The 12,326-nt window shown below is 69.5% G+C and carries 13 protein-coding genes; 6 read left to right on the top strand and 7 right to left on the bottom strand.

The features are described 5' to 3' along the window. Positions 1 to 5 precede the first annotated feature (5 nt). The 4 genes from L6E10_RS29070 to L6E10_RS29055 are packed head-to-tail and all read left to right on the top strand — an operon-like array spanning position 6 to position 3,829. Positions 6 to 908 (top strand): 5-dehydro-4-deoxyglucarate dehydratase, encoded by a 903-nt coding sequence (locus tag L6E10_RS29070; RefSeq protein WP_236223318.1) that lies wholly within the window; start codon positions 6 to 8, stop codon positions 906 to 908. Positions 909 to 921: 13 nt separating this feature from the next. Next, on the top strand, positions 922 to 2,181 hold the full coding sequence (locus L6E10_RS29065; protein ID WP_236223316.1) for a glucarate dehydratase family protein: 1,260 nt from the start codon (positions 922 to 924) through the stop codon (positions 2,179 to 2,181). Beyond that, positions 2,175 to 3,311, top strand: a complete 1,137-nt coding sequence (locus L6E10_RS29060) for a hypothetical protein (protein WP_236223314.1) — start codon at positions 2,175 to 2,177, stop codon at positions 3,309 to 3,311. Before L6E10_RS29065 ends, L6E10_RS29060 begins: the two co-directional genes overlap by 7 nt. Before the next feature lie 56 nt (positions 3,312 to 3,367). After that, positions 3,368 to 3,829, top strand: coding sequence for a hypothetical protein (locus L6E10_RS29055; RefSeq protein WP_236223312.1), 462 nt, complete (start codon positions 3,368 to 3,370; stop codon positions 3,827 to 3,829). 105 nt (positions 3,830 to 3,934) lie between these two features. Here the strand turns inward: L6E10_RS29055 and L6E10_RS29050 are convergent, their stop codons facing one another. Then, positions 3,935 to 4,153, bottom strand: coding sequence for a hypothetical protein (locus L6E10_RS29050; protein WP_236223310.1), 219 nt, complete (start codon positions 4,151 to 4,153; stop codon positions 3,935 to 3,937). A 98-nt stretch (positions 4,154 to 4,251) separates the two neighbouring features. Between L6E10_RS29050 and L6E10_RS29045 the strand changes: the two genes are divergently transcribed. Continuing rightward, positions 4,252 to 4,521, top strand: a complete 270-nt coding sequence (locus L6E10_RS29045; RefSeq protein ID WP_236223308.1) for a hypothetical protein — start codon at positions 4,252 to 4,254, stop codon at positions 4,519 to 4,521. Positions 4,522 to 4,960: 439 nt separating this feature from the next. Here the strand turns inward: L6E10_RS29045 and L6E10_RS29040 are convergent, their stop codons facing one another. From L6E10_RS29040 to L6E10_RS29015, 6 genes are all read right to left on the bottom strand, one after another. Next, the gene (locus L6E10_RS29040; RefSeq protein WP_236223307.1) at positions 4,961 to 5,230 is read right to left on the bottom strand and encodes a glyoxalase; all 270 of its coding nucleotides are present in this window, start codon (positions 5,228 to 5,230) and stop codon (positions 4,961 to 4,963) included. Between the two features lie 70 nt (positions 5,231 to 5,300). Further along, a complete protein-coding gene (locus L6E10_RS29035) occupies positions 5,301 to 6,965 on the bottom strand; it encodes a fumarate hydratase (RefSeq protein ID WP_374237572.1) in 1,665 nt (554 codons plus the stop codon). Between the two features lie 250 nt (positions 6,966 to 7,215). Beyond that, on the bottom strand, positions 7,216 to 8,205 hold the full coding sequence (locus L6E10_RS29030) for a sigma-70 family RNA polymerase sigma factor (protein WP_090102658.1): 990 nt from the start codon (positions 8,203 to 8,205) through the stop codon (positions 7,216 to 7,218). A gap of 235 nt (positions 8,206 to 8,440) precedes the next feature. Further along, positions 8,441 to 8,866, bottom strand: a complete 426-nt coding sequence (gene dtd / locus L6E10_RS29025) for a D-aminoacyl-tRNA deacylase (RefSeq protein ID WP_236223303.1) — start codon at positions 8,864 to 8,866, stop codon at positions 8,441 to 8,443. Beyond that, entirely contained in the window at positions 8,863 to 10,332 is a 1,470-nt protein-coding gene (locus L6E10_RS29020) for a methyltransferase (protein ID WP_236223302.1), read from the bottom strand. Before L6E10_RS29020 ends, dtd begins: the two co-directional genes overlap by 4 nt. Positions 10,333 to 10,360: 28 nt before the next feature. Continuing rightward, on the bottom strand, positions 10,361 to 11,845 hold the full coding sequence (locus L6E10_RS29015; protein WP_236223300.1) for a CdaR family transcriptional regulator: 1,485 nt from the start codon (positions 11,843 to 11,845) through the stop codon (positions 10,361 to 10,363). Between the two features lie 77 nt (positions 11,846 to 11,922). Here L6E10_RS29015 and L6E10_RS29010 point away from each other — a divergent pair, with 77 nt between their 5' ends. Continuing rightward, a complete protein-coding gene (locus L6E10_RS29010) occupies positions 11,923 to 12,237 on the top strand; it encodes a DUF3099 domain-containing protein (RefSeq protein WP_236223298.1) in 315 nt (104 codons plus the stop codon). Positions 12,238 to 12,326 lie beyond the last annotated feature (89 nt).

Below are 12,326 nucleotides of genomic sequence, written 5' to 3'. Positions count from 1 at the left end.
TGGTTATGCAACTCGATGGTGTGCTGTTCTTTCCGGTGACCCCGTTCGACAGCGAGGGGAACATCGCGTACGACGTGCTCGCCGAGCACGTCAAGCACGGTGTGTCCGCCGGGCCGGGCGCGGTGTTCGCCGCCTGCGGCACCGGCGAGTTCCACGCGCTGGGACTGGAGGAGTTCGAACGCGCGGTCGCGGTCGCGGTCGAGGCGACCGCGGGCAGGGTGCCGGTGTTCGCCGGCGCCGGTGGGTCGGTCGCGATGACCAAGGAGTTCGTGAAGGCGGCCGAGCGCGCCGGCGCCCAGGGCATCCTGCTGCTGCCGCCGTACCTGGTGAGCAACCCGGCCGCCGGTCTCGTGCGGTACGTGGCCGAGGTCGCGGGCGCCACGGAGCTGCCGATCATCGTGTACCAGCGCAACAACGCGCGGTTCACGCCGGACACGGCCGTCGAGGTCGCGCGGATCCCGAACGTCGTGGGCCTCAAGGACGGCCTCGGCGACCTCGACCAGATGCAGCGGATCGTGCTGTCGGTGCGTGCCGGCGTCGACAAGCCGTTCCAGTTCTTCAACGGCCTGCCGACCGCCGAGATGACCCAGCTCGCGTACCGGGCCATCGGCGTCGAGCTCTACTCGTCGGCGGTGTTCTGCTTCGCGCCGGAGATCTCGATCGGCTTCTACAACGCCGTGCAGTCCGGCGACACCGAGCTCGTGAACCGCTTCCTGCACGAGTTCTACAAGCCGCTGGTCGAGCTGCGCGACAAGGTGCCCGGCTACGCGGTCGCCCTGGTGAAGGCCGCGGTGCGCGCCAACGGCCTCGAGGTCGGCGGCGTGCGCCCGCCGCTCGTCGACCCGCAGGAGGAGCACCTCGCCGCGCTCGACAAGATCATCGCCGCCGGCAAGGCCCTGCTGGGCTGAGGGGGCGTTCGGAATGAAGATCACCGAGATCGTCCTGACGCCGATCGCGTTCCGGGACCCGCCGCTGCTGAACTCCGCCGGCGTGCATGAGCCGTGGGCGCTGCGCACGATCGTCGAGGTGCACACCGACGAGGGCATCTCAGGGCTGGGGGAGACCTACGGCGACCTCGGGCACCTGGAGCGTTCGCGGTCCGTTGTGGACTCCCTGATCGGCCTCGACGTCTTCGCGCTCAACGAGATGCACGCGCGTGTGGCCGCTCGGCTCGGCGGCAAGGCGGGCCCGGACAAGCACGGCCTGACCGGCAAGATCACCGCGGAGAGCACCGTCGACCGCGTCTACTCGCCGTTCGAGGTCGCGTGCCTGGACATCCAGGGCAAGGCGCTGGGGCGTCCGGTGAGCGACCTGCTCGGTGGCGCCGTCCGCGACGCGGTGCCCTACTCCGCCTACCTGTTCTACAAGTGGGCGGGGCACCCCGGCGCCGAGCCGGACGAGTGGGGCGAGGCGCTCGACCCCGCCGGCATCGTCTCCCAGGCGCGGAAGATGATCTCCCGGTACGGGTTCGGGTCGATCAAGCTCAAGGGCGGTGTCTTCCCGCCGGAGCAGGAGGTCGAGGCGATCCGCGCGCTGCGCGAGGCCTTCCCGGACCACCCGCTGCGGCTCGACCCGAACGCGGCCTGGTCGCCGGCGACGTCGCTGGAGGTCGCCGCCGAGCTCGACGGCGTGCTGGAGTACCTGGAAGATCCGGCGCCCGAGATCGCCGGCATGGCGGAGGTGGCGTCGAAGGCGCCGATGCCGTTGGCCACGAACATGTGCGTCGTCGCGTTCGAGCACCTCAAGCCGTCCGTGGAGCAAAACGCCGTGCAGGTGCTGCTGTCCGACCACCACTACTGGGGCGGCCTGCAGCGGTCGCGCCAGCTGGGGATGATCTGCCAGACGTTCGGCATCGGCCTGTCGATGCACTCGAACTCGCACCTCGGCATCTCGCTGGCCGCGATGACGCACCTGGCGGCGGCGACGCCGAACCTGAACTACGCCTGCGACACGCACTACCCGTGGAACGCGGCCGACGAGGTCGTCGAGCCCGGCGTTCTGTCCTTTGTGGATGGATCGGTGCCGGTGCCCACGACTCCGGGGCTGGGTGTCTCGCTGGACCGCGACGCACTGGCGCGCCTGGCGGAGAACTACGTGCGGTGCGGCATCACGGCTCGTGACGACACGGGCTACATGCAGAAGTTCGACCCGAGCTACGAGAGGAAGCGTCCCCGGTGGTGAAGTCGGTTGTCCACGCCTACCCGTGGGACTTGATCGGAGATCCTGACGCCGTCACGCGGTACCAGGACCTCGGAGTCGACGCGATCGCCGTCGCCGCGTCCTACCACACCGTGCGAGCCGCGACGCCGCTCCACCCGTCGCACCGCCTCGTGGACGCGCGGCACGCGGCGTTCTACCTGCCGGTGCGCGCGTCGCACTACGGCCGGCTGGTGCCCGCCGAACCGTCCTGGATGGACGGTCCGAACTCGTTCGGCGACGCGGCGGCCCTGGTTCGCGCGGCCGGATTGCCCGTGTACGCGTGGACCGTGCTGACGCACAACTCGCGGCTGGGCGACCTGCACCCGGACGTCACGGTGGTGAACGCTTTCGGCGATCGCTACCCGTACGCGCTGTGCACCGCGCAGCCCGACGTCGTCGAGTACGCGTCCGTGCTGGTGTCCGAGGTGCTGGAGCTCGGTGCGCCGGACGGGATCATCCTGGAGGCGTGCGGGCCGCTGGGGTTCTTCCACGGCGGCCACCACGAGAAGACCGACGGCACGGACTGGAACGCGGTGCAGCAGAAGCTGTTGTCGCTGTGCTTCTGCTCTGCCTGCACCGCCCTGTACGCCGACCCGGATGCCCTGCGCGAAGCGGTCCGGGCCGGGGTCGACCGCGGCGCACCCAGCGTCGAGGAAGCGCTGGGTGCGCTCACGGAGGACGTTCAAGCCGTGCGCACCGCAGTGGTGCGGTCGTTGCGGCAGAAGCTCGTCGGCGAGATCCGTGCCGCCGCGCCGTCGGTTCGCGTCGGCATGCACGTGACGGCGGACCCTTGGGGCACCGGGCCGTTCGCGACGGTGGCCGGTGGTGTCGACGCGGACGTCGACGTCCTGACGACGATGTGCTGGCCCGGCCCGGAGGTCGCCGTGCCCGGCATCGAGGCACTGCGCGCGGTCGCGCCGGACACGCGGATCGCCGCGTACGTGCTGGGGCTGCCGCCTAAGCCCGCCGACGGCGCGGCGTTGTCCAAGGAATGGCTCGCCTACCTCGACGCCGGGGTCGAGGAGTTCCACCTCTACCACGGAGGCCTCGCGTCCGCGGCGCGACTGGAGGCTCTGCGCGAGGCGGTCGCGGCGGTGTCCCGGCAACTGTGAAGGGAAGTCGCTGCAACCCGTTGTGAGCGCGGTTCCGTCCTCTTCACATGAGGCACATGGGAACCGTAGTTGGTACAGGCGCACTGCTGCTCGTCCTCTCGGCCTGTGGCGGTGCGCAGAACGCGAGCACTGGAGCAGGTGGCGGTCCGACGTTGCCGACCGCCACCTCGTCCTCCGAGGCGCCTCCCGGTGTCGCACCCGGAGAAGTGCCGCCGGACGGCAAACCGGTGACGAAGCTGGACGCCAACGGCCTGGCGTCGGACTACCCGCGCACCGTCTGGACGCAGGGTGACGGCAAAACCGTCGGCGTCGTGGCCCAGGAGGCCGGGTGCGGCAAGGCGAGCGCGTCCGTCCTGGAGCAGAACGCCTCCACGGTGAAGATCGAGCTGCTCGAAACGCTGCCGTTGACCAAGGAAATGTGCACGATGGACATCCGCTTCCCCCCGCTGACGGTGCAGCTGTCCGAGCCACTGGGTGAGCGCACGGTCGTGCTGACGTCGCGGCAGGAACAGAAGTAGACCTCTTTCCTCCCCCCGCGGTGCCCGGCCGGCATCTGCCCCGCCGGCCGGGCACCACCCGCCGTCCCCGTCCGGGAAACTCGACCGGACAGGTCGCAGGACAATTCACAGGGACCTCCCGTCCCGGTTTGCGAGGATGGTGAGCATGAGAAACGCCGCCGCTGCCGTTGCTCTCGCCGTCGTGCTCGTCGGCTGCTCGACCGGGACGCAGTCCGGTGCGCCCGGCTCCAGTACGTCCGGCTCCAGCTCGTCCGGCGGCGCGCCCACCACGGGCACGTCCGCACCCGGTTCGTCCGGCTCCAGCTCACCCGGCGCGAATCCCACCGCTCCGGCTCAGCCGCCGGTCTCGATCTCGGAGGAAAAGCCGGTCGTCCCGCCCAACGTCACGCCCATGGCGAAGGAAAAGGGTCGACACGACATCGTTGTCAGACACTTACCGCGACGAGGCCTACGTCTTCGGCGACGGTCGCGACGTCGAGGTGTTCGGCGTCGGCGGTGGTTGCAAGGAAGCCCGTGCCGAGGTGAGCGGCCAGTCCGCCGAGCTCGTTCAGATCACGCTCGTCACGATCACCAAGCAGTCTCCGGGCACGGTGTGCACCCAGGAGGTCCGGCAGGTGCCGCTGACCGTGCGCCTGGACGCACCGCTCGGCAACCGCCGCCTGGTCCTGGAGGCCCGCGAAGAGACCGGCTGACGTGTGGGGCTGTGGTTGAACGGTCGTGTAGTGCGTGTAGACGACGTGGGCTTGCCGGTGTTCTATCACCCACGGCACTCCAACCTCGGCCTTCCGCCTGAGCCGCTGTGCCGTCCCGGCGTGCGCTGGGTGTCGTACGACTGACCCGGCCACCGCGGTTCCACCGCAGTAGACACCCGCTGTGTTGCGTCTACTGCGGTTGATATATCGCATATCGCCGACGCCTTTGCACACTTCCTGATTTCGGGCACCTGCCTGACCTGCGCCCTAGCAATGACTCTTTGGACTTCGTCCGCAAAAGACCTGTTGCAAAGGTGGTTGGCGCACAGGATCCGGGAGTCGATATCAGATCTCAGGCGTCGGCCAGGAACTCGATGCGGTTGCCCACGCCGTCGAACGTGTGGAAGCGCAGCCTGCCTGGGATCTCCGCCGGGTCCGCCTACACGACGGGATGGCCGGCCGCCGCCACCGCCTCCGCCATCCCGATCACGTCGACCACGAACGCCGGATGCGCTTTGCGGGCGGGGCGGAAGTCGGGCTCGACACCGACGTGAACCTCACCGCCGCCGGGCACCGCGAACCAGCAACCGCCCCGTGCGGCGAGGAGAGGTGACTTGGGCAACTCGGCCCAGCCGAGCACGCCGGTGTAGAAGGCGCGTTGGTCGTCCTCGGCGCCTGCAGGGCAGGCGATCTGCACGTGATGGATCACGGCAGAACCCCCGTTCAAACAGTATGAGCGTACTGCTTGAACGGGGGTTCGTCAGCCGAACCGCGGGGGTCTACCGGCGGAAGCTGATCTGCAGGGTCGGCGTGGACGTCTCGGCGAAGAAGTCGTTGCCCTTGTCGTCGACCACGACGAAGGCGGGGAAGTCCTCGACCTCGATCTTCCAGACCGCCTCCATGCCGAGCTCGGGGTACTCGAGTACCTCGACCTTGCGGATGCAGTCCTGCGCCAACCGGGCCGCCGGGCCGCCGATCGAGCCCAGGTAGAAGCCGCCGTGCGTGGAGCACGCGGACGTGACCTGCTTCGAGCGGTTGCCCTTCGCCAGCATCACCAGCGAGCCGCCCGCGGCCTGGAACTGCTCGACGTAGGAGTCCATGCGCCCTGCGGTGGTCGGGCCGAACGAACCGGAGGCGTAGCCCTCGGGCGTCTTGGCCGGGCCGGCGTAGTAGACCGGGTGGTCCTTCAGGTACTGCGGCATCTCCTCGCCGGCGTCGAGGCGTTCCTTGATCTTGGCGTGCGCGATGTCGCGGGCCACGACCAGCGGACCGGTCAGCGAGACGCGGGTCTTCACAGGGAGCTTGGTGAGGACCTCGCGGATCTCCGACATCGGGCGGGTGAGGTCGATGCGCACGACCTCGTCGGAGAGGTCCTCGCCCTCCACCTCGGGCAGGAACTGGGCCGGGTCACGCTCCATCTGCTCCAGGAACACGCCCTCGGCCGTGATGCGGGCCTTGGCCTGGCGGTCGGCCGAGCACGACACCGCGATGCCGACCGGGCACGACGCGCCGTGGCGGGGAAGGCGGATGACGCGCACGTCGTGGCAGAAGTACTTACCGCCGAACTGGGCGCCGATGCCGAAGTTGCGGGTGAGTTCCAGGACCTGCTGTTCGAGGTCCGTGTCGCGGAACGCGTGGCCCAGCGGCGAGCCCTCGGTCGGCAGGGTGTCGAGGTAGCGGGCCGAGGCGAGCTTCGCGACCTTGAGGTTCTGCTCCGCGGAGAGACCGCCGACGACCACGGCGAGGTGGTACGGCGGGCACGCGGCCGTGCCGAGCGAACGCAGCTTCTCGTCGAGGAACGACGCGAGGCGCTTGGGGTTCAGGACCGCCTTCGTCTCCTGGTAGAGGAACGTTTTGTTCGCGCTACCGCCGCCCTTGGCCATGAACAGGAACTCGTACACGGGTTCCTGGCCGGGCTTGTGGAACACCTCGATCTGCGCGGGCAGGTTCGTGCCGGTGTTCTTCTCGTCCCAGAACGTCACCGGAGCCATCTGCGAGTAGCGCAGGTTGAGCTCCTGGTAGGCCTCGTAGACGCCGCGGGCGAGCGCCTTCTCGTCGTCACCGCCGGTCAGGACGCTCTCGGAGCGCTTGCCCATGATGATCGCCGTGCCGGTGTCCTGGCACATCGGCAGCACGCCGCCGGACGAGATCGCGGCGTTGCGCAACAGGTCCATGGCGACGAACCGGTCGTTGCCGGAGGCCTCCGGGTCGTCGATGATCTTGCGCAGCTGGGCGAGGTGCGACGGGCGCAGCAGGTGCTGGATGTCCCGGATCGCCTCCTTCGCGAGCAGCGTCAGCGTCTCGGGCGCGATCTGCAGGAACTTGCGGTCACCGGCCTCGATCAGCTTCACCCCGTCCGACGTGACGAGGCGGTACTCGGTCTCGGTGTCCTTCGCCAGCGGCAGGACGTCGGTGTACTCGAAAGTGGTGGGCACGGCGTACACAACTCCAACGGTGTGCAGTTCGGATCAGAAAACCGTACCGCCATCGAACGGACGTCCCGCCGCCCGTGCACCGTGTTCTTCGCAACGGCCGCCCGAACGCGGAAGGCCGGGGCAGCCCCCGGCTGCCCCGACCTTCCTTCGCGTGCGAAACCCGGCTCACGACGGGCGACGCGTGGCTCTGGTAACGCCCGACCGTGCCGTGAGTTGAGTCACAAGTCAATACTGCCGGACGGGTGAGACCCGACCGGGATCACGAGGCGTAGGCGCGCAGCTTCGCGGCACGTTCACCCTGGCGGAGCTTCGACATGACCTCGCGCTCGATCTGGCGCACCCGCTCGCGCGACAGCCCGAACCGCTTGCCGATCTGGTCGAGCGTGCGCGGCTGGCCGTCCTCCAGGCCGTAGCGCAGCCGGATCACCGCCTGCTCCCTCGGCTCCAGCGTCGCGAGCACACGGCGCAGGTCGTCCTGCAGCAGGCCGGAGATGACGGCGCTCTCGGCGTCGGTCGCGTCCGAGTCCTCGATGAAGTCACCGAGGGGCGCGTCCTCCTCCGTGCCGACCGGCATGTCGAGCGATACCGGGTCACGCGCGTGGTCGAGCAGGTCGGCGACCTTGTCGACGTTGAGGCCGGCTTCCTTCGCGAGCTCCTCGTTCGTCGCCTCGCGGCCGAGCGTCTGGTGCAGGTCGCGCTTGATCCGCGCGAGCTTGTTCACCTGCTCGACGAGGTGGACGGGGAGGCGGATGGTGCGGCCCTGGTCGGCCATGCCGCGGGTGATCGCCTGGCGGATCCACCACGTCGCGTACGTCGAGAATTTGAAGCCCTTGGTGTAGTCGAACTTCTCGACCGCACGGATCAGGCCCAGGTTGCCCTCCTGGATCAGGTCCAGCAGCGGCATGCCACGGCCGGTGTAGCGCTTGGCCAGCGACACGACGAGGCGCAGGTTGGCCTTGAGCAGGTGGTCCTTGGCGCGGCGGCCGTCGCGGACGAGCGCCCCCAGCTCTTCGCGACGGGTGGGGGTGAGGCGCTTGGCCGTCTCCATGACGTGCTGCGCGAACACACCGGCCTCGATGCGCTTGGCGAGCTCCACCTCCTCCTCGGCGGTGAGCAGCGCCGTCTTGCCGATTCCGTTCAGGTAGACTCGAACGAGATCGGCTGCCGGCCCCTGGGCGTCGAGTTCGTGCTCGACGACGGTGACGGTGTTCTCTCCGACTTCACGGTCGGAGATCCTCGTGACGGTCATGGATCTCCCTCCCCCTGCTGCGGGCGGCGACAAGTCGCGCTGGCGGTCAAGGCGGCGCGGCGCTGCGCCCTGGTTGCCGGTTGCGGCGGGCCCGCTCGGGATCCCATCGCTAGCTGGCTGATACCTGGGTAACGAAGACGATTCCGAATTCGTTCCCGACTTCCATGACCTGAAGACGTCACCGCTGTCACAGCGGTTGCGCGACTAATCTGAGGATTGGCTGAGAACCCTTTAGTCAGACCTCTACGAGCACTGTGAACGGGCCGTCGTTCACGCTCCGCACCTTCATCTCCGCCCTGAATCGTCCTGTTTCGACACGCGCGCCCTTTTGCCGCAGTTCCTGAACGACAGCGTTCACCAAAGGCTCCGCGTGCTCGGGCCGGGCGGCCGCCGTCCAGGACGGACGGCGGCCCTTGCGGGTGTCCCCGTAGAGGGTGAACTGGCTGACCACCAGCAGCGGAGCACCTGTCGACTCGCACGACTGCTCGTCGTCGAGGATGCGCAGCCCGTGCAGCTTCTGCGCCATTTTCCGAGCGTGCGCGTCCGTGTCGTCGTGGTGGACGCCGAGCAGCACCAGCAATCCGGCCTCGGCGATCGCACCGACGATCTCCCCGGCGACTTCCACACTCGCCTCTGTGACGCGCGCCACAACCGCTTTCATGCAGGAATCAGCATTCCGTGTCGGATGAGATCGCGAACGATCGGCAACGCCGCTTCTGCATCGATTTCCCCGTATGCGAACTCGAGCAGCGAGAGCAGGTCTTCCAGCGGCAACGCGCCGGTGCAGCCGGCCACGAGCTTCGCGGTCGCCTCGTCGACCTCGTGCTGCCAGCCGGGCCCGTCCGTGCGGTGCAGCCGTGCGACGACCTTCTTCCAGCCCTCCTCGCCCGGCTCGGACACCTCCTCGAGCAGGACGGTGTCGGCGACCCGGAACCGCTGACCCAGCAGATCGGGGTTGGCGCGCAGCCACGCGACGTTGTCGAGCCAGCGCGCGGCCTCCGGACCCAGCGGGTCGTCGTAGGCGTGGCGCAGGTCCTCGCAGACGACCTGCGAGTGCATCTCATCGGTGCGCCGCAGCGTCACGTAGCCGAAGCCGACGCCCTGCACGTCGTTCTCCTCGAACCAGTCGAGCCACGCGCTCGCCTTGGCCCGCCCCTCGGGGCTGCGCGGGTCGACACCCGCGTCCTTGAGCCACGTGCCGACGTACAGGGCGGGCTCGGCGATGTCGCGCTGCACGAACCACGCGTCGACGCCACCGCGGGGCAGCCAGCCGGAGACGCGCTCCTCCCAGTCCTCGCCGCGGCGGTGCACCCAGGACGCCAGGAGCTGCCCGACGCCGCCCTCGTTGAGGAACGACGGCAGCTGCCGGATGACGAGCGCCGACGCGTCGTCGCCGCCGAGGCCGGAGTCGCGGTACACGAAGTCCACGCGCGGCGGGCCGACCACGAACGGCGGGTTGCACACGACCTGGTCGAACCGCCGGTTCCGCACCGGGCCGAACCACTCGCCCTGCAGCGTCTCGACGTCGAGCTCGTTCATGCGGAACGTGCCCTGGGCGAGCCTCAGCGCGCGCTCGGACAGGTCGGTCGCGGTGATGCGCTCGGCGTGCGTGCTGGCGTGCAGCGCCTGGACACCGCAGCCGGTGCCGAGGTCGAGCAGCGTGCCGACCGGTGTGCGCTTGGTGGCGCGGGCGAGGCTGATGGACGCGTGGCCGACGCCGAGCACGTGGTCCTCGGGGACGGCGCCGCCGCGCAGGTCGGAGTCGAGGTCGGCGATGACCCACCAGTTGTCCTCGTAAGGCCGGACGTCCAGGCCGGCCTTGAGGTCGCCCGCGGTTCTGTCCGCGGCGAGGACCTCGTTCTTGACGGCGTCGTCGATGTCGACACCGTGGAGCGCCTTGCGGACGTCCTGCTCGGACTCCTGGTCCCCGAGTAGGAACAGGCGGATCAGCGTGCCGAGCGACCCGGCGTCCTTGCTCGCGCGGCGGGCGGGCTCCGGCTCACCGCGGCCGAGCGCGGCGTGGGCCTGCGGGCCGAGCGCGTCGACGACGCCGTCCGCGGTGTAGCCGGCGTTCAGGAAGGCTTCGCGCAGTCGGGCGCACAGGTCGGCAGAAAGATCGGGGTGCACGGGTGGAGATGCTTTCACGCCGCCCGGTTCACCGCGTGATCTGGAGGGCGATGGCCATCGCGAGGCGCTGGTCGGGGTCGTCGAGGGGCAGCGGCGTCACTTCGGCCATCTTCTGCATCCGGTACCGCAACGTGTTCGGGTGCACGTTGAGGTCCTTCGCCGCCGCCCGCACATCTCCCTGGGCCGCGAGCCACGCCCTCAACGTCATCGCGTACTGCGTCCCGTAGTCGGCGTCATAGCGCAATATATTGGATATCGGCCCACGTGTGGGCAGGCGTCCGGCCTCGGCGACGGCGGCGAGCCGGTGCAACAGGACCTGCGCCCACGCGTCGTCGTACACAACCGGTGTACCGGTGGACAGCGCGAGGCATTCGTCGGCCTCCTGCCGTGACGTCGGCAGCTGCGCCGCCTCGGCCGGACCGCCGATGCCGGCCAGCACGGTCGCCTCGGAGGGGAGTTCGCGGGTCAGCGAACGCACCCACTCGACGGCGTCGTCGGCGGCCGGGATGACGGTGTAGAGGACGTTGCCGAACAGAGCGCTGCGTCCCGGACGTGACCAGCCGAAGCCCGCCGTCGCCCGCTGGAACGCCAGCACCGCCGCGCCGTGCTCGCCCTCACCCGCGTGCGCCTGCACGGCGATCACCCGCAGGTCGGCGGACGGCAGACCGAGGCGTGCGACGTCAGCGGACTCCGGCTGGTCGAGCAGCCGGATCACCAGGTCCGCCTCGGCCTGACGCTCGAGGTCGGTCGACGCCCGCGACCGCAACAGGTGCAACGCCGCCGTGCGCGCGCCGTCGACCAACGCCGCGCTCCGTGCCGCATCGACCGGCCCCGTCACCTCGACCCAAACCGAGCCGAGCAGCTCACGCCCGGCCCGCACCGCGGCGACGAGCCGGTTGCCGAGCTGCGGCGTCAGCTTGGGCACGAAGATCGGTTCGTCGGACGACGCGAGGTGGCTGAACACGCCGAACTCGTCGAGCGCCCGGCGCGCCTCCTCGGGCACGCGCCGCCCGAGGATGGTCTGCACCCGCACGGGGTCGACGTCCTCCTGGCGGTAGGAGTACGCGAGCACGCGGGACTGCTGGTCCTCGATCGTGACCGGCCCGCCCACCACGCCCGCGATCACGTCCGCCAGACCGAACAGGTCTCCGGTGCGCGTGCCGCCGTTGACCAGCGTCTGCGTGACGTTCGCAAGCTGGCTCCACGGCACAGACGGATCCACGAGCAACACAGCCGCACCCGACTTCTTGGCCGCCGCGATCACCCGCTCGTCGAGCGGAGGCTTGCCGTGCAGCACGACAGCCGAGGCCGCCGTGGACGACACGAGCCGCACCGCCGCGGCGACCGACGGCGTGCCGAGCCCGAGCAGAACGTCCCCCGCGGCCGCCGGCGTGTTTTCGGCGGGGTCGTGCAAGGCAACCCCGCGAAGTTCGGCGTCACGGCCCCTCGGCGCGCACGCCAAATGCGTGCCCAGACTGCCGAGCACGTCCACGAGGCGATCAAGGGCGACCACCCGCGGATGTTAACCGCCGACCGGATGTCCCGGCGGTCACTCGGACGTGGGAGCATGGGACACGTGGAGGTGGTGTCGTGAGCAGTCCCGACCGGAACGACACCCCGGTGTTGATCACCGAGGCGGCCCCGTCCTACGAGGAACAGCACGCCGCCCGGCGCAAGAAGTACGCGATCATGATGAGCCTGCGCTTCCCGTGCCTCATCCTCGCGGCTCTGTTCGCGCACACCTGGTGGCTCGCGCTGTTCTTCATCGTGCTGTCCGTGCCGCTGCCGTGGATGGCGGTGCTGATCGCGAACGACAGACCGCCGCGCAAGGCCGAGAAGGCCAACCGCTACGAGGCCGAGCGCCGCGCCATCGCGCGTAAGAGCACGACCGTCATCGACGGCTAGATGTACTGCCGTGAGAGGTTACGAACGGTCCGACACGTAGTCGGATGATCTTGGAATGAGGGAGGGCCTCCGGGTTCGGTGTGGATTGC

This window comes from Lentzea sp. CC55 (assembly GCF_021056325.1).
Lineage (GTDB): Bacteria > Actinomycetota > Actinomycetes > Mycobacteriales > Pseudonocardiaceae > Lentzea > Lentzea jiangxiensis.
Note: the sequence above shows the minus strand (reverse complement) of the source record. Positions and strands in the feature narration are given on the sequence as shown.